Annotated in this window: 22 protein-coding genes and 1 pseudogene; 15 read left to right on the forward strand and 8 right to left on the reverse strand. The window is 44.0% G+C overall.

Translation table 11 applies throughout. The features are described 5' to 3' along the window. Positions 1–9 precede the first annotated feature (9 nt). Positions 10–570 (forward strand): class I SAM-dependent methyltransferase, encoded by a 561-nt coding sequence (locus DESDI_RS01640; protein ID WP_015260895.1) that lies wholly within the window; start codon positions 10–12, stop codon positions 568–570. Positions 571–621: 51 nt separating this feature from the next. After that, positions 622–852 carry a glutaredoxin family protein gene (locus DESDI_RS01645; RefSeq protein WP_156801091.1) on the forward strand — a complete coding sequence of 77 codons (231 nt, stop codon included), beginning with the start codon at positions 622–624 and terminating at the stop codon, positions 850–852. On the opposite strand, the gene DESDI_RS01650 is transcribed toward DESDI_RS01645, so the two are convergent. After that, a complete protein-coding gene (locus DESDI_RS01650) occupies positions 849–1,475 on the reverse strand; it encodes a class I SAM-dependent methyltransferase (protein ID WP_015260897.1) in 627 nt (208 codons plus the stop codon). The two genes, DESDI_RS01645 and DESDI_RS01650, sit on opposite strands and share 4 nt — an antisense overlap. A 372-nt stretch (positions 1,476–1,847) precedes the next feature. Here DESDI_RS01650 and DESDI_RS01655 point away from each other — a divergent pair, with 372 nt between their 5' ends. The 5 genes from DESDI_RS01655 to DESDI_RS01675 all read left to right on the forward strand — a co-directional run bounded on the left by DESDI_RS01655 (position 1,848) and on the right by DESDI_RS01675 (position 5,931). Continuing rightward, positions 1,848–2,243: a GntR family transcriptional regulator gene (locus DESDI_RS01655; protein WP_015260898.1), complete on the forward strand. Its 396-nt coding sequence runs from the start codon at positions 1,848–1,850 to the stop codon at positions 2,241–2,243. Beyond that, positions 2,240–3,166, forward strand: coding sequence for an ATP-binding cassette domain-containing protein (locus tag DESDI_RS01660; RefSeq protein ID WP_015260899.1), 927 nt, complete (start codon positions 2,240–2,242; stop codon positions 3,164–3,166). The genes DESDI_RS01655 and DESDI_RS01660 overlap by 4 nt, the downstream gene beginning before the upstream one ends. Continuing rightward, positions 3,144–3,911, forward strand: coding sequence for a hypothetical protein (locus DESDI_RS01665; RefSeq protein ID WP_015260900.1), 768 nt, complete (start codon positions 3,144–3,146; stop codon positions 3,909–3,911). Before DESDI_RS01660 ends, DESDI_RS01665 begins: the two co-directional genes overlap by 23 nt. Continuing rightward, positions 3,908–4,633, forward strand: coding sequence for a hypothetical protein (locus tag DESDI_RS01670; protein WP_015260901.1), 726 nt, complete (start codon positions 3,908–3,910; stop codon positions 4,631–4,633). The genes DESDI_RS01665 and DESDI_RS01670 overlap by 4 nt, the downstream gene beginning before the upstream one ends. Positions 4,634–4,758: 125 nt before the next feature. Next, complete coding sequence (locus tag DESDI_RS01675) at positions 4,759–5,931, forward strand: ABC transporter permease (RefSeq protein WP_015260902.1); 1,173 nt, start codon at positions 4,759–4,761, stop codon at positions 5,929–5,931. 201 nt (positions 5,932–6,132) lie between these two features. Here DESDI_RS01675 and DESDI_RS01680 read toward each other — a convergent pair. Further along, positions 6,133–6,381 (reverse strand): annotated as a pseudogene (locus tag DESDI_RS01680) (pirin family protein); the annotation flags it as partial. Positions 6,382–6,682: 301 nt separating this feature from the next. Here DESDI_RS01680 and DESDI_RS01685 point away from each other — a divergent pair. Then, positions 6,683–7,675, forward strand: a complete 993-nt coding sequence (locus DESDI_RS01685; protein WP_015260903.1) for an arsenic resistance protein — start codon at positions 6,683–6,685, stop codon at positions 7,673–7,675. A 235-nt stretch (positions 7,676–7,910) separates the two neighbouring features. Here the strand turns inward: DESDI_RS01685 and DESDI_RS01690 are convergent, their stop codons facing one another. Further along, entirely contained in the window at positions 7,911–9,533 is a 1,623-nt protein-coding gene (locus DESDI_RS01690; protein WP_015260904.1) for an FAD-dependent oxidoreductase, read from the reverse strand. A gap of 210 nt (positions 9,534–9,743) precedes the next feature. Here DESDI_RS01690 and DESDI_RS01695 point away from each other — a divergent pair, with 210 nt between their 5' ends. From DESDI_RS01695 to DESDI_RS01705, 3 genes are all read left to right on the forward strand, one after another. Beyond that, positions 9,744–11,975 carry a helix-turn-helix domain-containing protein gene (locus DESDI_RS01695; RefSeq protein WP_015260905.1) on the forward strand — a complete coding sequence of 744 codons (2,232 nt, stop codon included), beginning with the start codon at positions 9,744–9,746 and terminating at the stop codon, positions 11,973–11,975. Positions 11,976–12,213: 238 nt separating this feature from the next. After that, a complete protein-coding gene (locus DESDI_RS01700) occupies positions 12,214–13,629 on the forward strand; it encodes a 4Fe-4S binding protein (RefSeq protein ID WP_156801092.1) in 1,416 nt (471 codons plus the stop codon). Between the two features lie 188 nt (positions 13,630–13,817). Beyond that, positions 13,818–15,089: a serpin family protein gene (locus DESDI_RS01705; protein ID WP_015260907.1), complete on the forward strand. Its 1,272-nt coding sequence runs from the start codon at positions 13,818–13,820 to the stop codon at positions 15,087–15,089. A gap of 128 nt (positions 15,090–15,217) precedes the next feature. On the opposite strand, the gene DESDI_RS01710 is transcribed toward DESDI_RS01705, so the two are convergent. From DESDI_RS01710 to DESDI_RS01720, 3 genes are all read right to left on the reverse strand, one after another. Further along, positions 15,218–16,201: a sensor domain-containing diguanylate cyclase gene (locus DESDI_RS01710; RefSeq protein WP_015260908.1), complete on the reverse strand. Its 984-nt coding sequence runs from the start codon at positions 16,199–16,201 to the stop codon at positions 15,218–15,220. Positions 16,202–16,313: 112 nt separating this feature from the next. After that, on the reverse strand, positions 16,314–17,381 hold the full coding sequence (locus DESDI_RS01715; RefSeq protein WP_015260909.1) for a HAMP domain-containing sensor histidine kinase: 1,068 nt from the start codon (positions 17,379–17,381) through the stop codon (positions 16,314–16,316). Then, positions 17,378–18,052, reverse strand: a complete 675-nt coding sequence (locus DESDI_RS01720) for a response regulator transcription factor (RefSeq protein ID WP_015260910.1) — start codon at positions 18,050–18,052, stop codon at positions 17,378–17,380. The genes DESDI_RS01715 and DESDI_RS01720 overlap by 4 nt, the downstream gene beginning before the upstream one ends. A 538-nt stretch (positions 18,053–18,590) precedes the next feature. Here DESDI_RS01720 and DESDI_RS01725 point away from each other — a divergent pair. The 4 genes from DESDI_RS01725 to DESDI_RS01740 all read left to right on the forward strand — a co-directional run bounded on the left by DESDI_RS01725 (position 18,591) and on the right by DESDI_RS01740 (position 22,062). Next, positions 18,591–19,658: a hypothetical protein gene (locus DESDI_RS01725; RefSeq protein WP_015260911.1), complete on the forward strand. Its 1,068-nt coding sequence runs from the start codon at positions 18,591–18,593 to the stop codon at positions 19,656–19,658. After that, on the forward strand, positions 19,659–20,552 hold the full coding sequence (locus DESDI_RS01730; protein ID WP_015260912.1) for an ABC transporter ATP-binding protein: 894 nt from the start codon (positions 19,659–19,661) through the stop codon (positions 20,550–20,552). A 15-nt stretch (positions 20,553–20,567) separates the two neighbouring features. Next, a complete protein-coding gene (locus DESDI_RS01735; RefSeq protein WP_282432555.1) occupies positions 20,568–21,410 on the forward strand; it encodes an ABC transporter permease subunit in 843 nt (280 codons plus the stop codon). A 166-nt stretch (positions 21,411–21,576) separates the two neighbouring features. Beyond that, on the forward strand, positions 21,577–22,062 hold the full coding sequence (locus DESDI_RS01740; RefSeq protein ID WP_015260914.1) for a cytochrome c biogenesis protein CcdC: 486 nt from the start codon (positions 21,577–21,579) through the stop codon (positions 22,060–22,062). Positions 22,063–22,293: 231 nt separating this feature from the next. On the opposite strand, the gene DESDI_RS01745 is transcribed toward DESDI_RS01740, so the two are convergent. Together DESDI_RS01745 and DESDI_RS01750 are read right to left on the reverse strand one after the other, a co-directional pair. Beyond that, complete coding sequence (locus DESDI_RS01745) at positions 22,294–22,629, reverse strand: type II toxin-antitoxin system PemK/MazF family toxin (RefSeq protein WP_015260915.1); 336 nt, start codon at positions 22,627–22,629, stop codon at positions 22,294–22,296. Then, a complete protein-coding gene (locus DESDI_RS01750; protein ID WP_015260916.1) occupies positions 22,626–22,853 on the reverse strand; it encodes a hypothetical protein in 228 nt (75 codons plus the stop codon). Before DESDI_RS01750 ends, DESDI_RS01745 begins: the two co-directional genes overlap by 4 nt. Positions 22,854–22,980 lie beyond the last annotated feature (127 nt).

The raw sequence follows: 22,980 nt of genomic DNA on the forward strand, positions 1-22,980 counted from the left end.
GGGTAAACAATGGACAAGAAGCAAATGAAGTTGGAAAATCCAAAACGGCTTGAGGAGCTGAATCCGCAAGGAACTTTGAAGCGAATCGGGTTTCAAAGAAGTCATGTCTTATGTGACATTGGAGCAGGAAGTGGTATTTTCACACTTCCCGCCGCAAAAATGACCGATGAGGTTGTTTATGCAGTAGAGGCAAATTCTGAGATGTTGAAGATCATTGAAGGAAAAGCTAAGGATGAGAAGATTAATAATATTAAATATGTCTATGTCGAGGATGACCATTTTGATATAAAAGGAAAATCAGTCGATTTTGTTTTATTGGTAACCGTTTTACACGAAATTGAAGGCAAATCCGTCTTTATGAAAGAGATCGAGAGATTGTTAAACGATCAGGGTAAGATTGCGGTAATCGAGTTCCACAAACGCGAGACTCCCATGGGCCCTCCCATCCCCCATCGAATCAGTAAAGAAGACGTTTTGAGTGCCTTAGCTGATATAGATTTTGAAGTACAGGATGAGTTCGAGTTAGGGGAAAACTTTTATTGCCTCACTTTTGCCAGAAAAGACAAATAAAAATAGGATAAAACGTCATACTAAATACATCTCATGAAAGGAGAATTTAGTATGAAGAATGTAACCATGTTTACAACCAAAACCTGACCGCATTGTACAATCGCGAAGAAGTTTCTTTCGCAGAACAATATTCCCTATGTTGAAAGGGATGTCAATGTAGATTCTGAGGCGCTTATGGAACTGCAACGAAGAAAAATAGGTGGAGTACCCACGTTCTTTATTGACGAAGAAGTTGTGGTAGGATTTGATAAGAATAAAATTCTAGAGCTAGTTGAGCACTAGGAAATCGCCCGGCATACATACCATGACGAACGGGACCCCGTGGGGATGATGTCAACTTGGTCAAAAACTTCTTTAAGCTCGGGCTCTATTTGCTTAATAAAGTTGAAGTAATCACCGCCCTCTAGGGTCTCTGCCATATCCGTAATAAAGGAACGGTTTTGGTTATAATCGATAAGAATGACATACCCTTTTGCTACCCTGTTCATCTCTTGGTACATTGCTATTCTCTGCTGGGCATTTAACCCATGGGCAACAAAGGATGCTAGGGATACGTCAAAGCTATGGTCCGGAAAGGGTAGACCGGTAAGCACATCGGCTCGCACAAGGGGAATCTCCTTCTTGGCGAGCCTTTTTGTAGCCACCCCAAGCATACCCCGGCTGGGCTCCGCTCCGGTAATTTTCCATCCCGCATTATGCAATACAAAGCATAAAGCACCGGTGCCACAGCCCACGTCTAATGCTGTTGGGTAAACTGGTAAGGGGAATTCTTGCTTAACCTTTTCTAGATCACTCTTATACCTACGGGTTTGGTACTTGAAAAAAAGCCCATACATCGGTGCGATACGGTCAAATAAAGTTATCCCCCGGTCGTCGGTAGTCCTGCTCTTCTTTTTTTGCTCCATCGAATTTTGCCTCCTATTCCGCCACCTAGAGTTATGTTCACCGGCAATATTCCCTTCCATTTTATCTGAGGCGAATCTCCACTAAGTTAGAGAAAAAGGTAGCACCATTGCCCATATCGGAAAGGCGACTGGGGGTGAGGGAATTTATCCCGCCACGAATAGACAGATTGTCTAGCATTAAACTAATCTTATATTTCGTTTGTGCTACCCTGAATTCCTACATAGTGATTTAGGAAACTTGGCTTGTGTGAAGAATGAGCAGAAGCGATAACAAAAGAGGCCTTTACAAAGTGAACCTTATAGCATAAACTATAACCACAGTACATTACATGACTAATGTACTAATGGACTCCTAATAAAGGAGGTAGGGTCATGATCTTTAAACCAGATAGCATTAAGCCAATCTATGTGCAAATCGCCGAGTGGTTGGAAACAGAAATATTAAGCGGTCAACTGGCCGAGGATGAGCGAGTTTATTCTCAATATCAATTGGCGGAGATGTTTACTATTAATCCTGCCACAGCTGCCAAAGGGCTTAATCTTCTGGCAGAGGAAGAAATCGTTTACAAGAAGCGGGGTCTGGGCATGTTCGTGTCTACCCAAGCGAAGGAATATATATTAACCAAACGCAAGCAGCAGGTCCTCGGTCAGATGATCAAGGATGTGGTGGCCGAGGCCCAACGTTTAGGGGTAGAGGAAAAGGAATTGCTCCAGATGATGAAGCAGGCACGGGAAGAAATCTATCGGGGAGGAGATGGAGAAAGATGAGTGTAATAGAAGGTTTGCATCTAACGAAGGGCTATGGAGCGCTTCATGCAATTCAAGATTTATCCTTCACGATTGAAGCCAACACAATCACCGGGCTCATCGGCAGAAACGGGGCGGGGAAGACTACCCTTTTAAAGTTGATTGCCGGTCATCTTAGACCCACCCAGGGGGAGCTTAAGGTCTTTGGCCAAAAGCCCTTCGACAATCTAGCGGTCGCTGGAAACATGATCTTCGTGAGTGACAGCATGACCTTTCCGGACTCCTTTACCTTGCTCAATATTTTAAAGGAGGTCGCTGATTTTTATCCTAACTGGAGCCAATCGATTGCCCAAGGTTTATTTGATTATTTTCAGCTCAATCCCCATCAGCGGTACAGCAATCTCTCCAAAGGAAGCAAAAGCACGTTCCAGGCTATTATCGGGATTGCCTCGCGGTGTCCTTTAACCCTCATGGATGAACCCACCACCGGTATGGATTCGGCGGTGCGTAAGGATTTTTACCGAGCCTTGCTTAAGGATTATATTGAGCACCCTCGCACGGTGATTTTATCCAGTCACTTGTTAGGTGAGCTGGAAGATATTTTAGAGGATATTCTCCTCTTAGACCAAGGAACTAAGAAACTGCAGATGTCTACCCTAGACATGAAGCAATACGCCCTAGGCTTCCGTGGTAATGCCCAGGCCATCGAAGATCTCCTTCAAGAACACCTCCAGGGAAGCTCACCGGGGGAAGGGATTCTTCGCCGCGAAGAGTTTGCTAAGGGAAGTCTTTACGTAGTGGTCAAGGCAGAGCATCTTGTGGCTGGTTATGAGCGGATTCGGCAGCACGATGTGGAAGTGGTGCCCATAGCACTGGATGATCTTTGTATTTATCTCACAGCCAAGACCAAAGGAGGGATCGATGATGTCTTTAAACGAGGTTAGGCTAGCACCCGTCAGTTTGAAGCAGATTACCGCAAAGCAATATCTTTATAAGCTCAAGGGACATTCAGGGTTGATCCTTACTCTTGTCTTTATCCAACTATTGAGTCTCCTGTTTTCCCTAGGGTCCCGTGGAGGTATGTCTTCAAGTAATGAATTCCTGCAGGTCGTTGTCAACACGTATTCCGGAGATGTCTTCTTAGTCTTCTCGTTTATTTGGATGGTGGTAGTCTCTTCCTTTCTGATTTCCCAACCGTATCAAAGCATAGAGTTTTCAGTAGTAAATAACCGGGTTACCAGCCATCTCTCAAATATCCTGCTGATATTGACCTATGCGGTCTTCGCCGGCATAACCGCCACTTTAATGACAATACCCCAACGCTTTCTCCTGCTTATGACCCTCAAAGAATCGGAATTCCTCTTTGGTGGGTTGCAGATTGTACCCGGGGATCTCCTCTTGGGCTCCTTGGTCGCCTGTTTGTATTTGCTGCTCTTGGGGGCAGGTGCCTATTTTATTCAGACGGTTAGCCAGTCCTTGAGCAAGAAGCTGGGGATCATTCTTTGGATCACTCTCTTCGCTTTTGGCTTCGGTTATATACGCATCCTTGCTTTTCAAATGGGCAATCTCCTGAGCTTTTATACAGGGGAAAGTTCTTTGGGACTCTTTGTGGGTAAAGTGATCGGCAGCATCGTTCTACTTTTTGGGCTAAGTATCCTTATCTCACGGCAAACGGAGGTAAAAAGATGAAGGACATCAATCCGAAGCTGAATAAAAGAAGCAAATGGAAAAGCAATCTATTGACGGCAGGTGTCTACTTCGGTGTGCTGGTCCTCATGGCCCTCTTCGCAGCTTTTCTGAATCAAAGTGAAGGCTTTCAATCACCCAATGCAAAAGGTAAGGAGCTCTTAGCAGAAGCACCCAGTGATTGGTCAGCGGGTGGGTGGGAATATGATCTTCCCGAGGGTGGGCGCTTCGAGGAGCAAGATGGGGTATATAAGAACGGTACGTTGACCTATAAGGTAGAAGAAGTAAATGCACCACAATTAAAAATTAGTAAGATAGGCTATACGGGCTATGAGCAAATCTATCTAGAGCGCAAAGCCAGTGCCGATGGTATCATCGAAGTCAATACCTATGTTGCGCCTCATTATGTCAGGACCGTTGATGGCAGATCCATTGATTTCACCAAGCTGGTTGCCCCGCCTAGGATATCCTTAGAGGAGGGGACACTTAAGATCGAAGCTTCGGCAACAGACCCCTCCCTTGACCGGCAAAAGATCGTGTTTAAGAATTTTAATGACAATTTTACCGTGAGTCAGTTCCAACCCGAGCTAAGAAATCCCCACGAAAGCAGCGCGATGCATATGGGCGCAGGAGGGATTCTGATTCGAATTCCCTCAGACTTGGAAATCTTCGATGAAGATGCCAGCCAATTCTCCTGGGTAATAGAATCCCCTTCTCATCAATAGAATATCTATTTAAACAAAAAATAGATGTCGATAAGGCATCTATTTTTTAATGTTATTTTTTATCACTATATTTTTGGTCCTCTTGGAGAAAAATAGTATGAATCATATAAAAGGAGGGGTGATGGATGCTGCTGGAAAGTATCAAGATGTCTTATGAAAACATTATTAGAAATAAACTGCGTTCTTTTTTGACTATGCTAGGAATTGTCATCGGAGTTGCTTCGATCATTGCGTTGATTACTATTGTACAGGGAGCAACTAACAGTATCAGCAATCAGGTCACGGAGCTGGGTGCAAACAAAGTCACCGTCAACGTCATGGGTACTCCGCTAAAACAGGGACTAAATGATGAAGATTTAAAGAGCATTTCCCAAGTCGGAAATATTAGCGGGGTATCACCAACGATCTCAGGAAGGACTGGAATTATCTCTAACGGAAAGGTCCTGGAGAATGTAACCATTCAGGGTAAAAACGAGGTTTATTTTAAAACGGATGCAAGCCTGCTGCAAAGTGGCAGGCCCATTAATGTTTTGGATTTAGAGAGTAAAAATCAAGTTGCGGTTCTCGGTAGTGATATTGTCGAGAAACTTTATTATGGGGTTAATCCTCTGGGTCAAGAGCTGGTTGTGAACGGGACGACCTATACGGTGATTGGCACCTTAGAGGCTTCCAGTGGATTTAGCTTGGGGTCCAATAATGACTCCGTGGTCATCCCCTATACCACGGCTTTGCGCAGTTTAGGGGTCAAGAGTATTTCTAGTTTAGATGTTTTCCTGAAAGATACCACCCTCGCTGATGATACCGTCACGGAAATCAAGGGGGTACTTAATCCAGCCTTTAACTATAAGGAGAATGCTTACACCATCTTTAATATGGGAGATATGATTGAATCCTTCCAAACGATGATGGCCATGATGTCCATGCTCTTGGCCGGAATCGCTGCGATATCCTTGGTGGTGGGGGGCATCGGTATTATGAATATGATGCTGGTATCTATCACGGAACGAACGATGGAAATCGGCTTGCGCAAGGCTTTAGGAGCCACACCCAACCGAATTCAGCTTCAGTTTGTGATCGAATCCATATTCCTTTCCATTGTGGGTGGCATGATTGGCTTAATACTGGGGGCCCTCATTGCCTATGTTGCATCTATTTTTATTGGTACAGAATTCTCCATTTCAATTTCCACCATTCTACTGGCGGTAGGCTTTTCTGGATTAGTGGGCATTGTCTTTGGTTATGCCCCAGCGAGGAAAGCAAGTCAGCTGAATCCGATCGATGCCCTGCGTAGCTTATAAGGATAGGCGTCCATACCAATCGTGCTGCTGGCGGGATAATAAGGCTGCTTATTTCTACTATTATATTTCCCGACCTACAAAAGACGACTCAAAATTCATCTGATTTTGAGTCGTCTTCTCGTTAAATCCATAGGGGTAGGGGGGCTATTTGCTTTAGTACATCTGACGGACCATCTCGGGTCGCACCCTATCAATTGGTCCTTACTGCGGTTTTTTCATTTCTATCACCAAGTTGTGGGATTTGCTCTGGGCGGTTATGGTGATATCCTCTTCGAGGATTTCAAGGGCGTCCCTTTCCTCAAGGTGTACATCAATAACGACGGAGGAACCCTCGATTTGGACTAAATAAGCCTGTCTGCTTTTGGCTACTGGAAAATCGATTTTTCCGCCAGCATCCAGTTCAACCACATAGAAGTTAACATCTTGGTTAATCTCTATGGGGGTGTTTCCTTCTTTACTGGAGAGATGTCAAGATAAATTTAGAATGTTTATAAACAATTGAATCGGCGACCTGTTTATAAGGTTTATTACGTATTCGAATGACCGCACCCTGCCGTTACGGTGGCATTATTTCAATGAGGTTCTCTCTGAAGAATAATACTCCTGCCATATTGAATTAATCTAGAATATATATTATTATACCCCTAGGGGGTATAATGTTCTCATCTAGAAGCAAGTAAAAAAATAAGTTAAGTAAAAGAAAAGAGTTATGTAAATAAAAAGTAAAAGACTAGAGGAGGAAGGATTAAGAATGAGTACAAATGAACCTAGCTTACTAAAAAGATGGTTCTTTTGGCCATCAGAGAACATCGCTTTAGCTATTCCAATGATGCTGATACTTGGGTTTTTGATAGGGATATGGGTGGATACAAGCCTCCTCAAACAATTCGTGCTGCCTATTACCATGTTCATGATCTATCCGACAATGATAGGATTTAAGGGTAAAGAAGTTTTCAATTTGTCTCATGGTAAACTTTTTCTAACTGTCATGGGGTTAAATTTCTTAGTTATTCCCGGGGTCGCGTATTTGCTGGGAACGGGATTCCTGTTAGAAGACCCCCAGCTTTTTGCAGGTCTTGCAATTACCGCATTGCTACCGACGAGTAATATGACCATTGCCTTTACTATGCTGGCAAAAGGGAATGTGCCTGCAGCTATTCAATTCACTACTTCAGGATTACTTCTTGGCTCGGTTCTGGCTCCGGGATATCTCTATCTTATGGTAGGCAAGTATGTCCCCGTCGATGTTCTCCTAACCCTTAAAACGATTGCCTTAGTCATTTTAATTCCCTTGATTTTTGGAATGCTAACGTATAAATATCTCATGAAGCGATACACTCAGGAGCATTTTCAAAAGCAGATTAAACCCTTTTTGCCTGCTTCAAGTACATGGGGGATGCTGCTGATTATTTTTATCAGTATGAGTATGAACGCGAAACGAATTGCTCAACATCTCGATATTTTTATGATGGCTTTGGGTGTTCAGCTAGTGTTCTATGCAATCAACTATCTCTTGGCGATACTCATCGGACGAAGATTCTTCAACGAGAAAGAGGCCTTAACCTTAGTGTTTTCTACCGTTCTTCGCAACCTTTCTATTTCGATTGGCTTAGCAGCGACGGCCTTTGGGTCGAATGCAGCGTTAATGGTTTCTCTCGCCTTTTTAATTCAAGGGCAAGTGGCCGCCTGGTTTATAAAATTGAACGAGAAATATGGTCTCTTAAAAAAGAGGTGCGTCGATTAAAGCAGCAAAGGAATGACTTTAAATGGTGCCGAGGGAGCGTCCAAGGATGCTTATGCTCAAGGCGTCTAAAAGAAGTGAATAACATTCAGCTCTCCTTGCCGAAGCTTTAGAGCAGTTATGAGGATGAAGTGAAGGATGAATGCGATTGGCCTTTGTAAAAACATCCATAAGGTTTAATGCAGAACCCCCGTGTAAAAGTGGTAATTAACATGGAGGCTCTGCATTTTTTGTTGAATTATTTCTTAGCTAACTCTTCCCAAGGAGTCTCGTTGACGGCATTGTCTGCTGCGAGCTGACCGGAAGTGACGCATTCGCAGATGTTCCATCCGCCGCCGCTGTACAGGAAGCCCAGAATGGAGCCCATTTCGCCAGTACCGTAGAGGTGTGGGATTTCGGTACCATCCGGACGAACGATTTGGCTTTTCGCATTGCGGCGTGGGCCACCAAAGGTATTGACACCACCGGGATACAGTTTCAGTGCATAGTAGGGTGCTTTTGTGATTGCTTTCAGGGTTGCAGTGCTGCGGCCAAAATCGGGATCTTTACCAGCTTCAACATATTTATTATAGGTGGCAAGAGTTTCGGCAAGGACTGCGGGATCCATGCGGCTGCCAACATCTGGATCAGCCGCCATCTTTCCGGCAAGCTCCTCAATGGTATCGCCCTTCAAAATCCAGCCCTTCTCGATTTCGGCACTATTATCTTTGCTCCACTGGTATTGGCCGATTTTTAGTAAACCCATGGATGTACCAACAACAGTGCCAGCATCGACTGCACTCTGATCAAAGAGAGAGAAGCAGGGGGCATTCGGAAAATCGCAAAGATCGGTGCTGAAGACAAAGCTTTCAAGTACAGCAGAATGAGACTTCCAGTTCTCACGCATAAAGCGTTTGCCGTACTTGTTGACCAGAAAGGAGGGAGTAGGAGTGCCGCCCATAACGCCGTGACCAAGTTCATCGATGAAGGGAATCAATCGACCACCTATTAAGTACATATGCCAAAGATCTGCACCGGCTATCTGTGCCATCCTAATGCCGTCCCCAGTATTGCCGGGGTTGGCATAGAAGCGTACAGGTTTGCAATATACATACTGATTAAGCATCTCGAAATCATACTCGAAGCCACCAGTTGAAAGGATAACGGCTTTGGTGGCCTTGATATAGATATCTTGACCATTTTGTGTGGCAACAACGCCCACGACTTTGCCGTCGTAATCTTGGATAAGGTTCTTTGCAGGTGTTTCGAATACTACTTGAATATTGCGGTCTTTACAGGCCTTGTCGATTACTTCCCACATCTCCAAGCCCCTATTGGCAAACATGTACTGGTCATAGGTGCGAGCGGACGGGAGAAGTTCCTCAGGATATTCGCTGGTTTTGTCGCCGTTATTTCGCGGATTGCCACCGAGGCTTTTAAGATAATCGGCAGTCCTGGTAGCGTATTTAGCCCAGGACTTTATTACGTCATCAGGAGTGCGGCCGAAGGAAGTCTCGGTGAGGTAATCAATGGCTCCCTGTTCGGTTTTGAAGGACATCATAGCTGATGCTGACATCCGAAAAGAGTTGGTTTGATGGATTGGACCTCCTTCGATATCTTGCTTCTGCTTCTCAATAATCAGTACCTTTGCGCCATTATCGGTAGCTCTGATTGCAGTGATGGCACCGGAACCACCATATCCACAGACGAGTATCTCGGTTTCGTAATCCCATTTAGGAGGCATCCAATCGGGAACAGAGGTTTCCTTCGAGGCGCTGCTAGACGTAGCGTTGCTACAACCAACAAGTCCTGCAGTCATGACAGCGGTTGCACCCAGTGCAGCGTTCCTAATAAATTCTTTACGAGTCATGTTTGTACTCATTGCTTAGTAGTCTCCTTTCTATTTTAACCAAATCGAAAGTTTTCACTTTCACATTCATTTAATCTTAGATACAATAAAGAGAAAAGACACAAAAATTTCACAATTTTGATTATTTCATTATGAAGACAGATTCTCAAGGGTAAAATGGGCCGAGCTGAAAAATTGTTAATAGGTGAATAAATGCAAGTACTAAGTTAGGTGGCTAAACTGATGAGAATAAATATATATGGAAAGCTGCATAAAGGGAAGTCCTTTTATACTCTTCTTGTGCTGTTGATAGCATTCATCGTGATACCTGTGCTAGCGGCGCTGATTGTTAGTCTTAATGCGTTGCAACATGCCGGGATAGCAGAACAAGCCACACTTTCCGTTGCACTTGAGTCGCAGATTCAGTATTCGCAAACCATAAGTCCTGCCCGTGGACTTTCCGTCCAGGTAAGAGCGTTGAAAAACGAGTATGTGCTTCTCTCAAAGCTGGGAGAACTAAATACATTGAACTATAGCCCCGATGTAGGACGTGCCGAACAACTTTTGACTTCTCTGAAAGCTGCCGATCCTTCTGATTTACGCAGTTGGTATCTTTATTTCGAGAATAGCGACTATCTGATGGGAACAGAAAAAAAGAGCATGGATGCCCGCAACTATGCCAATCCTATCGTATTCGAGGCAATCGAAGGGATAAAGGCATCGGATATTGACTATTCTTACAACCGATACATTACAGACAAAAATGGTGATCACCACGCAACCTTCGTTTCTGCTATTACGCCGGAGGTCCATTTCCTGCACGTACGCTCCTACGGTCCCAAAGGACGGCCTAATTCATATCTTTCGGATGATCTTACGAAGTTATTGCCCGACTATGAAGTAACCTATTATGACATCTTTGGGAACAGTCTGCCGGTTACGGAAAAGCAGACGTTGAGTCAGTTATACGACTACAATTTGCTGGAAAATGAAGATAAGGGAACCTTTTCCTTTGTACATAATGGGCACAGTTATCTATGTTATTACCTCTATAATGCAGACAATCATACCAAGTTTGTGCTTTATACCAGGGATGTGATCGACGAATCGCAGCGTATGGCAATCTTATTTCTTTGTATCGGTGCATTCTGCGTGTTGGTTATATGTTTTACTTTTGCCCTGCTTTTCGTGAAAAGAACATATAATCCCCTTGATGCTCTGATATCACGACTACCACATAATAACAGCGGCGTGATAAGGGATGACTACCGTATTCTTGCCGATGCACTCGATTCAATGGACACTAAAATAAAAACGCAAAATCTAACGATATCCAGAAATTGTATATTGCGCTTGCTGAAAGGGCAAAGCATTGAAGGCTATGAAGATTGTTTGCCTGATATGTTGATCAATGACAACGGAAGCACCTTGGCGGTGGCGGCTATCCGTATTGACACAGCTGAAAAGGGTGAATTTCCGGAGGAAAGCGATTTCGAGGGTAAAGTAATGGATGAATTCTATCGGGTAGGCTACGATGCTCTCCAACCCACTTGGGAGGACGATCTTCTTTATCTTGTTTTTAGACTTGATGAAAAGGATTGCAATGACCTAACTTCCGAGTTTCTTAAGCTACAAGCAAAAGTGAAATATAGCATTTCCGTCTATATCAGCAAACCCCATCAATCCGTCCGGCAATTACGTCGTAGCTACAGTGAGGTCAAGGCTGTGGCGGAATACTGCACACTCCTAGAGAGATATGGTACTATCCAGCGCTACGATGAGATACAAGATATCCTACACGAGAAAAAATCCACGGTCCCAAATTTATTACAACTACAAAGACTGTCCGACTATACCGTAGCACTTTCGCTCAAAAATACTTTGAATCAGTACGATCTGATACTTTATCAATTTTCGGAGCGTGCAGGACGATCTTTAGAAAAAGAAGATATAGAATTCTCCGTTCTGGTCGATACGATTGCATTAGCATTTTATGATATAGCCCTGCCGGGCGACATCCGTAAGGAAATCATTCATGGCTACGTTGAACAGATCAAGGAAGCACAAAACTCTAAGCAACTGCGTGAATTGCTGAAAACCTGTCTGGATAAATTCTGCAAATTAGGCGATAATCGGAATTCTGACTCACGCTTTGAGCAGATTAAGGCATTCATAAAAGAGAACTTCCAGGATCCTAACCTCAGTTCAGCCTCGGTCGCAGATCGTTTTGGCACAAGCCCGTCCAACATTACCAGGATGTTCAAAAAGTATAATCAGACTGGCTTTTTGGAATATGTGCATCATCTAAGAGTAACAAAAGCGACACAATTGCTGAAAGAAACGGACCTGCCAGTCGCTGAAATTGCAACGAGAGTAGGCTATACGAACGTCATTACCATGTCTCGTGTGTTCAAATCCTACGCCCACTCTACACCTGGAATGGTTCGAAAACTGCATTCTTCAGACAATGAATAGTCATATTTTCCACCACTCCTCATAAAGGGCATAATCAAAATGAAAACTTGAATTTCGTTTTGATTATGCCCTTTTTTTTTCCTAACTTTCACCGTAAAAAACTAATTACCGCCTCATGAACTCCTTTGTGTTACGGAATAATGTCATAATTGATTAAAACTAATGACAAAGTCTTGCCACATTCACTCCCTATAATAATGAACATAAGTACAAAAGTTTAATTGAGGGAGTGTTTATGATGAGTCTGAATACGAAGCTAGACACGAAGACGAGCTTCAATCTTAACAAGGTCGCTAAGTGGCTTAGGATGTTGGTTTTGATCGGTATACTCGGGTTAGTTACTTACGAATCCATTATGCATCAGGTTCTTGGCGGGGGTAAATCGCCATCCGCCCATGCTTTATGTCCTCTCGGAGGATTAGAAAGTCTTTATACCCTTCTTTTTATGGGAAGCTATATCCAAAAGATATATTCCGGAACTGTGGTTATGCTCGTTCTAACCGTTGTCTTAGCTCTTCTTTTTAGACGGAGTTTCTGCGGTCTCCTTTGTCCTTTTGGAGCGCTGCAAGAACTATTTGCTCGTTTGGGGATAAAGTTATTCAAGAAACGCCGAGTTGTACCACAAGTGATTGACCGACCCTTAAGATATCTGAAGTACTTTATTTTAATCCTGATGGTCGGCATGGCATGGTACTATGGCACGCTTTGGATATCTCCTTATGACCCCTATGTTGCCTATGGGCACATTACAACGATTCCTGAAGCGATTGAAGAGGACCCCAAAGCGATTATTGGTTTTATTTTGCTCGGGATAACCGTAGTTGGTTCATTGATTTATGACCGATTTTTTTGCAAGTATCTATGCCCGGCTGGTGCCCTATATGGAATCTTAGGGAAGTTCAGCCCCACGAAAGTCGTGAGAAATGATAACCTTTGTATAAACTGCAAAAAATGCAATAAGGCCTGTCCAGTTAATATTGATGTAGAAAAAGCCGTCAAAGTTACGGATGCGGAGTGTATCAGTTGTAATGAATGTGTTCTCGCGTGTCCCAAAAAGGGTGCCTTGGAGGTTAAAGTCGCTCATAAGGTCAGCCATCCCTTGCTAACACTGGCAATGGTCGCTGGTTTATTCTTTGGCACGGTTCTCGTAGCCGATGCGACGGGGAACTTTCAGACGATACCTGCTCCGTTAAAAGAAGGAGAGACTATTCCCGTTTCTGAGGTTAAAGGGTATTACACCATTGAGGAGGCGGCATTAGCTACAGGTTTATCTTTGCCTGAAGTTTATGAAAGGCTCGAAATACCAGAGCACGTTTCCAAGCTGACAAAAATGAACGAAATTTCTGGGGAAGCTCCGGATTATGACTTTGATGCTGCGAAAGAGAAGGCTGAGTTAGAGGAGAGTGCTGCAGCTGTCCCAGAGGGGACCGAAGGTGAACCAGAAGGGAGTAAAGAGGAACCGGGGGTCGATGTGAGTGGCATTAAAGGTTCGATGACCATACGCGAAGCGGCCGAGGGCTTAAAGATGGACCTGACAGAGTTCTATCAATTTTTTGAAATCCCGGAAGGAGTTCCTGCTCAAACACAAATGAAGTCGATTGAAATGGTGTCCCCTGGATATAGTTTCAGTCAGGTTAAGGAATCAAAACAATAATCATCACCTAAAAAGCACAGCCCCAAAATTGCCCTCCTAAGGTGTATTCTTGATATCATCTTTCGCCAAATTCCCAAACGTTTGGGAATTTGGGTGCTACCAAATGTAAGTAATTTGACAGACCCTCATCTTCTTTGCCAAGTTTCACCTCGTAATTACGTCTTAATAGCAAAAGGAGGGCGAAGTCTATGAATCGTAAACAGCAATTTATAATAACTTGGCTATTAGTGGCATTGATGTTAGGGATGACGTTGACTGGCTGTACCACGAATTCAGCGGTTGGGTCTGGAGATTTGATGAAAGGAATCAAGGGAAACAATGTCCAATTGCCGCCTAAGATGGATGCCGAGTTAAATCAGGCTTTGGTGGACTTTACCTGGAATATGTTCAAGGAAAGCAAGGAAAATGAGGGCAATGTGATGATCTCAGCCCCCTCTATCTACCTTGTTTTAGGGATGACTTTAAATGGTGCCGAGGGGGCGACCAAGGAGGCCATGCTCAAGGCGCTGTCTGCCCAAAACCTAAAACTGGAGGATCTTAACGCCGGACTCGCTACTTGGAGCAATTCCTTGATGAATAAAGATAGTAAGGTCGCGGTAAATATCGCCAACTCCATCTGGGTTCGAGAAGGCTATGAAGCGGACCAGAATTTTTTACAAACCAATGGGGATTATTATCAGGCGGGGATCAGCACCCTTGATTTTAGTGATCCCTCAGCACCTAAGGTAATCAATAAATGGGTGGAGCAAAAGACAGAAGGGACCATCGATAAGATCCTCGAGGAAACAAATGAAGATCTCATGATGTATCTGATCAACGCCATCTACTTCAAAGGGGACTGGAAGGATCAGTTTAAGGCGGATAAAACCCACCCAAGTAGCTTCACTACCCCCACCGGCAGTGTCGAAGTTCCCTTTATGAACAGACGCGGAAATATCGATTATTTTCAAGGGAAAGAAGCAACCGGAATCATTTTACCCTATGTGGATGAACGCTTTGCTTTTGTCGGGATATTACCTGAGTCAGGCCAATCTCCCCGGGAATTTATCGATCAGCTATCGGTTGCCGAAATGTTTAAATTAATCAATAGCAAAGAAATGAAGAACATTCAGCTCTCCTTGCCGAAGTTTGAGAGTCGTTATGAGGATGAGATGAAGAATGAACTAGCCACTTTAGGGATGGAAATCGCCTTTGATCCCAATCAAGCGGATTTTTCCTTGATGAGTAAGCAACATACGAAGGATCTTTTTATCGGGGAAGTCAAGCATAAGACCTTTATCAAAGTAGATGAGAAGGGCACGGAAGCGGCTGCTGTGACAGGAGTAGGAATGGAGGCGACCAGCGCCCCCATCGACCTCACCCAAGTCGTCTTTGATCGACCTTTTGTCTATGCCATCGTCGATTGGGAGACCAATAGCCCGCTCTTTATGGGGATTATGGAGGATCCGACGGCGAAGTAGGCTGTAGACTTAAAAATAGTACGAATAGTGCTAGAGTAGTAAAGGGCATCATCAGCGGAAACCTAGGTTTCTCTTGATGATGCCCTTTGATGTTTTAAGGCGACTTTGAAATCTTGATGGGATAAAGTTCAATAGATAGGCTCTATCTTATTTTTCCCCTTCTTTTTGGCCTCATATAATTTCATGTCTGCAGAATGAATAAGCTCTGTAAGATCTTCTCCTTTGTACTGCTCTACACCGCCGCTTATTGTTATTTTCAAATCGTTTACAAAGAAATAACCTTCGACAGACTGTCTAATCCGGTCTGATATTTTTGCCGCTTTGGCCAGATCGGTGTCCGTAAATATAACCATGAATTCCTCTCCGCCATATCTTCCTGCAAAATCGGTATCTCTTATGGTTTTCTTAAAAAGAGCTGCAACATCAGCAAGTACCTGATCGCCGCATATGTGGCCGTTACAGTCATTTACTTTTTTGAAATCATCTATGTCAAAAATAGCTATAGACAAAGGCTTAGCCATTCTGCTCGCATCGGCTATCTCAGATCTTAAGCGATCAATTAGTGACCTGTGATTATTGATTTTTGTTAGTACATCAATTGTGGCTTGCTCTGCTAGAATCTCATTTTTGATTTGTAGCTCCAGTTCCAACTCTTTCTTTTCAGAAATATCAAAAACAATTCCGGCAAGAAATTTTGGTTTGCCACTATCGTCATATTGTGTTATTTTGCCGCGATCATAATACCATCTATATTTTCCGTCTTTAGCGAGAATCCGATATTCAGCCTCATATACATTTGCTTTTCCATGTAAGTGGTTAAGCATAGCATCCATCGTCTTTTGGAAATCTTCCGGATGAAGTTTATCAGTAAAAAACTGATAAGTAACATGCTCTGGTATTTCGCTTTTGTCATAGCCCAAATTAGTTACTTTGAGTGGATTAAATGTCACTGTATTAGTCTTGATATCCCAATACCAATGTCCAAGATTGCCGCTCCAAGCGTACTCTAGCTTGGTTTCCTGCTCTTTTTCCCTCAGCAATTCACTATTCAGTAGCTCTACGGCCTCGATACGCTCCAGAAGCTGTTCCCTTGTGAAATTGATATATTTCATTGTTTCAAACCCCTCCGTTAAGATTACTAGAAGGTGAAATCTTTTTATAATCATACCATAAAGATATTGTTAATCCTATCACGATCGCCGCAATCTGAAGTCACACCCTTTGTTATATTAACTTCGGCGGCGAGACACTCGCTGCTTTAGGTAGGGTGACCTGAAAGCTTGTACCCAAACTCTCCTCACTAGCAAAGGAAAGGGTACCTTGGCAGATCTCCACAATCCGTTTGACGATTGCCAGTCCTAGGCCGTTGCCGACCTCCGAGCGCGAGGTGTCGCTTTTGTAGAACTTCTCGAAGATATGAGGTTGAATCTCCTGCGCCATGCCGATCCCTTCATCCTTGATCACTACCCTAACAGAATCCGGGGATTTCTGCAGAGTAATGGTGAGGGTCCCTTCAGGATGAGAGAACTTAATGGCATTGCCGATGAGGTTGATCCATATTTGCTGGATGAGATCCTCATCTCCTTCGTAGTTGACCTTCGCCAAATCGATATCCAAGTGGATAGACTTAGCCGACCAATGCTCCTCTAAGAGCAGGAGGGTTTTGCGGATCTGTTCGTCCAGAGAAAAAATGACTTTTTTATCTGGAATCACCTGATAGTCAAGCTTAGACAAGCGCAGCATATTTGCGGAAAGGTTATTCAATCTGCGTGATTCTTGGATGATAATATCTGTGTATTCCTCGAACTTATCCCGAGGGAGGTTCTCGTCTTTAATCATTTCGGCGAAGCCCTGAATGGACACGATGGGGGTCTTGAATTCATGGGAGACATTGCTAATAAAATCCTTGCGGAGATACTCCATACTCCGGAGTTCTTGGGTCATGAGGTTGAAATTCTTTGCCAGGATTCCGATCTCATCTTCACTCTTATACTGGATTTCCACATCAAAGTTCCCTTTGGCAACCACCTTAGTGCTGTCGCTAATAAGCTTGATTGGTCCCGTAAAGTGTTTTGAAGCAAAAATCATCAGTATCGAACCGATAACCACACAAAGAACAACTGTCGCCGTTAAAAGAAAGACCATACTTCCTTGGTGGCTGATGGTTCCTAACCTATGAAAATGATAGGCTGCAACAATCATAAAGGTTAAGGAAACGAGGCAGGATAAACATAGAATACTGATAAATAAGAGAGTGAATTTCGCTCGTATGGACGTTGTAAAACTTTTCATATTTTTTTCTCCGCCTTATAGCCTAAGCCCCGAATGGTCATAATCTTGAATTCTTCTAGGTATTCAAATTTCTTGCGTAGTTTTTTAATGTGACTGTCCACGGTTCGCTCGTCCACATCCGTATCCATCCCCCAGATCTCATCCAATAAATGCTGGCGGGTAAAAATCTGCTTCGGATAACTCAAGAGCTTGAACAAAAGATAAAACTCTTTCTTGGGTAATTCATGAACAGTATCCTTGGTGGTGACGGTCAGGGTGTCGTAATCAAGAACAATATCTCCCATAGTGATTTTACGTTCCGTGGAGATGCGGGCCCGCCGGAGGAGGGCGGCGACTCTGAGGACCAGCTCGTTCAGGTTAATGGGCTTGACCATATAATCATCTGAGCCCAACTGGAAGCCTTTCTTTTTGTCCTCAAAGCTCTCCTTGGCAGTGACCATAAGGATCGGAGCCGTATAATCCGCCTCCCGCAGGCTTTGGGTGAGTTCATAACCATCCATCTGCGGCATCATAATATCGCAGATGATTAAATCAATATGCTGTATATCGAGAATTTCTAGAGCTTTTCGGCCATGATCCGCCTGATAGATGACATAGCCTTCTTGCTCAAGACGAGCGGCCATCAGCTTTCGAATGTTGGCATTATCTTCAACAACCAGTATGTGAAACATAATCTGCCCCCTTTATCACGGGAAAACGTTACTTCTCTATGTGAATGCTTGTTTATTCGTGTAAAAACTATTTCTGTAGATGCTAGTTTATTGGGGTAAGTATAAGTGTGAACTTGTATTTAATGTATTCGTGGTTTGAGACTAGTTGCGGCATATGACTGACTGTAAATATTAGTGTCTCTGGCGTATGTGACCTCAGTGTGACCCCAGTGTGACCAGATGAAGATTAGATCGAACATAAATAGTATTACCATATAGTGCCGGAGTCGGCACTATAGAAATCAAAGGCAGCTGGAATGTCGAAAGGGTTTAGATAGTCTTGGCTCTATACTATTTTAACTTACTTAATTGTCATTGTTAATTTTTGCTGTTTTACGGTACTTAACCGTCACTGCATAGTGATACCCTTTGCTTCCCTAAAGACAAGCATACTATGATTGCCTATAAAATTTCAATCAGGAAGCGTTCAGGACACATTCAGGTCATATTCCGGAGCTATACTACACTTGACCCATTAAGAAACGGAGGGATTCCATCCATGAAGAAAAAGCTTCTCATCACAGTTTCCATAGCATCCGCCCTAGCGCTGGTTGCTTTTGTAAAACCAGTCCAGACCTTAGCCGTGGAGGTTTTGTCAGTTTTTCGCGTTAATGATGTGCAGACCATTCAAATCACTCTGGCTGATCTGCAAGAAGGCATGCAAAACATGGCCCATCTCCAAGAGGAGCTCAAGGCAAAGTACCCCGAGGGGTTCAAGGAAGAGGGGATTGAACATAGATCTCCCATCAATGTCGTGTCGCAACCCCAGCATCAGGTAGTGGAGCTGGCGAAGGCGGAGGATTTCAAGGCCTTTAGACTGCGCCTGCCTAAGGAGTTGGAGGGACAGACTCCGGCAATCTCAGCCCTCGAGGCCAGTGAGTTCAAGTTCACTCTAAATGTGCAGGGAATCAACGCGATGCTGGCTACCCTGAAGAGTCCGAAACAGCTGACCCCTGCTTTAGACAATGCCGAGATGACCTTAAAGTCTTCAGGGGCGGCTTTGGTGAAGTATGAGGATGTTCTTTTTACAGCTTCGCAAAAATCCCATCTGGATGCTCCGGAAGCAGCCAAGACAGAGCTGCGAGAGGTAATGCTGAATCTGCCGGTTCTTCCCACCCATCTGCGTCAGCAATTAGCAGAGATTGAATCGGATAGCAACCATATTTATCTGCCTGTTTTCGAAGGTTTTGGTCGTGTAGTGGACTTAGGCAATCAAAAGGGCTATGTCTATACCTTAACCGATTTAAAGGGTATGATGGAGGGCTTTTCTCAAGATATGCCTATGACCCAGACCGGAACGGAAGCCCCTAGCAAGTACCTAAACCATGCTCAGGGAGAAGTTGATGAAGCTAAAGTAGCCGAGTTTAAAGCTCAGTTTATTGCTAAGCACGGTGAAGATCAATATACGGCCTTTTTGGAGGCCCATAAAAAGGCTATGGAAGATATGTCCACTATAGATTATGAGAACGCTTCCCTACTGATTTGGACTAAGGATGGCAACCTCTATACCTTAACAGGTAATAAGACAGATACTGAGCTGGCAAAAATCGCTAGGAGCGTACGTTAAATGATCATCGAAACACAGGGATTGACCAAGGTCTATGGTAATAAGACCGCTTGTGACCACATCAATCTGGAGGTGGAAGCAGGTCAGGTATATGGTTTTCTGGGTCGTAATGGGGCAGGGAAGAGTACCTGTATCAAAATGCTCCTGGGCCTTATTTTTCCCACCTCCGGAGGGGGCACCGTCTTAGGAAAACCCCTAGGAGATGTGACAGCCCGCGAAAAGCTCGGCTATCTTCCCGAACTCTTTCGATACCAGGACTGGATGACGGGCTTAGACCTTCTGAACTTCCATGCTCAGTTAAGCCGCCTTAAGAACAAAAACGAGAAAATCTCCAGGGTTTTGCAGCTCGTGGGTTTGGAAGGACAGGAGAAGTATAAGGTAGGTTCCTACAGCAAAGGGATGCAACAGCGCATTGGCTTAGCCTGTGCCTTGCTCCCCGATCCCCAGCTGATTTTTCTTGACGAACCGACTTCGGCTCTTGATCCCATCGGACGCAAAGAGGTGCGGGACATCATATTTTCCCTCAAAAATGAAGGAACCACCGTGTTCCTCAATAGCCATCTACTCAGTGAAGTGGAAGCAGTCTGCGACAGTGTGACCTTTATTCATAAGGGCAAGGTCGTGAAATCCTCTTCCATGGAAGAACTGCTCAGGGGTGAAATCTCCCTGACCCTGCGGGCCAAGGGTGTAAGTGAAGAGACCTTAATGGGTGAGGGGAAGCAATCTGTGGAACGCATAGGTGAGGATACCTTCCTCGTCGTTCTCCGAGACTACGGAGAAATTCCGGTCCTCGCCAACCGTCTTATAGCCCAAGGGGCAACTCTTTATGAACTGACTCCCCGCCATGAAACCCTCGAATCAGTGTTTTTGCAGCTTGTGGGAGAGGAGGAATAAGCCATCACTGCGATTATTGTTACAACACTCCAAGAAGCCATTCGTAAAAAGACCTTCATTGTGATGGGGATTGTCTCTCTTCTTTACTTGGTATTCTGGACAATCATGCTCAATTATTTTCCTAATTCTCCAGTGACCCATGGGATGGGGCAAGAGCAATTCCGACCCTTTGCCCTGCAGATGGTCACGCGGATGGGTTTTCAATTCTCCTCGATGCTAATCGCTTTGCTCACCATTATGTTGGGCTCCGGTGCCATCGCTTCCGAGCTGGAGTCCGGGCTAATTCATGGCATTCTGGCCCGCCCGATTCAGCGCTATGAATACATTCTGGGTAAGCTTTTCGGCTTAGTCATCTTAGCTAGCCTTTATGCGACAGTGCTTTTCACCTTGATCCTGGTGATTGGCTCCTTCTATGGTCTTGACACGATTCTAAGCCTGACCTTTGGGCAGATTCTCAAAGGCTGGTTGCTCTATCTTTTGCTACCGGTGGCCCTGCTCTGCCTCACGGTCTACGGCTCGGTATCCTTAAAGGCAGTGGCTAATGGTATCGCGGTCATCTTCATCTACATCTTAGGGAATGTGGGCGGCATGGTCGAGATGATAGGTGGCTATTTGAATAGCGATTCCATCATCAGTACAGGGATTTTCATCAGCCTAATCTCTCCCTTTCAAACCATCTATACCACCATGGAGAGAGTCATGGTCCCTAATTCGGAACTGGCGGGAAGTGCCATGTCCGCCGCCAGCCTTTCCGGTAGCGGTCAACCGGCCAGCCCCTGGATGTTTATCTATATCGCTCTCTATATGCTGACCTTTGTGGCCCTCGCCACCTGGAAGTTCTCGAAGAAGGATATCTAAGACAAGGTAATTAGATTCCCTTGCAATCAACCAAAGGCATTCTAAGAGTGAGGGTCATATAAGGCTGAAGGTTTTAAATAGGTGAAGTGGAGAGGTTAGAGGTTAGAGGTTAAAGAATTGTCTAGAAAACTAGGCTTTTGGCAGAAAGGGATTAGAGATTGATGTTATGGTGACAAAAGGGATTTTAATGACAGGTCCTATCTTGGCATCCGTGATGATGGTTGTTATGGCCAATCTGATCCGGGCCAAAAGCATGAGCAAACCTGTGGAAGCCAAGAAGCTTATTTTGCCTCCCCTGTTCATGGCGACAGGAACGAGTATGTTTATCCTGCCCATGTTCCGTCCTACCCAGGCCGAGTTGATCTGTGCCGTGGCGATGGGGATGCTTTTTTCGATACTCTTGATTAAAACCTCTAAGTTCGAGGTGCGGGACAATCGAATCTATCTCCAGCGTTCAAAGTTGTTTTTAGTGGTGTTGTTCGGCTTAATGGTGATCCGCATGGTCGGGAAGATGGTCTTGCCGGATGTGATCCTCATCGAGCCTGCTCAGATGAGCGGAATCTTTTTCATCTTAGCCTTGAGCATGATTTTTCCATGGCGGATTGCCATGTATGTAGGCTTCCGAAGACTAGAACAGCAACTTCATTCGTGATACACAATAAGCTTTGCCTAAGATGATTTAGGCAAAGCTTATTTTTTGGGGAGAGCAAGTGTAGATTCAGGGATATGGATTGCCTTGAATGGGATAATTTGCACTTTAAGGTAGGATTCGGGAGGAGAGTGTCGAAGTAGAGTTACAATGCGTTTTGGAGGGTATGTTATTGAGGTAGTACGTATTAGGGTCATTAAAATAAAAAAGGGCATCCATTCGGAGCCCTATGCGTCAGTTATTCTGAGTAATGAATCGTATGAATGCTTCTTGAATATTTGCATAATCAATAGGATGAAGTGTTCCAATCTTAAAGTCAAGCTGTGAGGGGTTCAATATTATAGCTTTTGATACTCTAGCGGTAGATTTGAATCTTAAGTTAGTATATTGCCAATAATTTATTGGAATATCATATTTATCATTTTCGCGAGGCTGGGTTTTTGTTACCTTTATTACTAAAACTTCAAGACGCTCAATGTTTAGAATTATTACTGGTCTAGGGAGGAACTGAGAAGTATCTTCTTCAAGAGGAAACTTTGCAAACCAGACATCACCATTATTAATGATCATTTCTTCTTTAGATTGTTGTACATCTCATCCCACTCTGTCTCGTCAAGCCAAGTATCATCTTTTGGGATTACTGTGAGACCGGATTTATTAATTCTGGTATTAGATCTCGCAATCTTATCAATAACATCTTTATTTTTGCTTATAAATTCAGTAAAGGTTGTGTCCTCTTTTTTTTGAGGTATTGGCATTTTATCCATCTCCTCACCATGATACTTCTTATCCATATCATACCATCCCTAACGAGTTAGTTTCAATAAATATTATGTCCATTTTACAGAATATAGAAGGTTATTGTCGGATGTGCATGGAATCAATTGTAATTCTCTGGAGCACGGAGTACAACACGCCGTT

Source organism: Desulfitobacterium dichloroeliminans LMG P-21439, from assembly GCF_000243135.2.
Taxonomy (GTDB): Bacteria; Bacillota; Desulfitobacteriia; order Desulfitobacteriales; family Desulfitobacteriaceae; genus Desulfitobacterium; species Desulfitobacterium dichloroeliminans.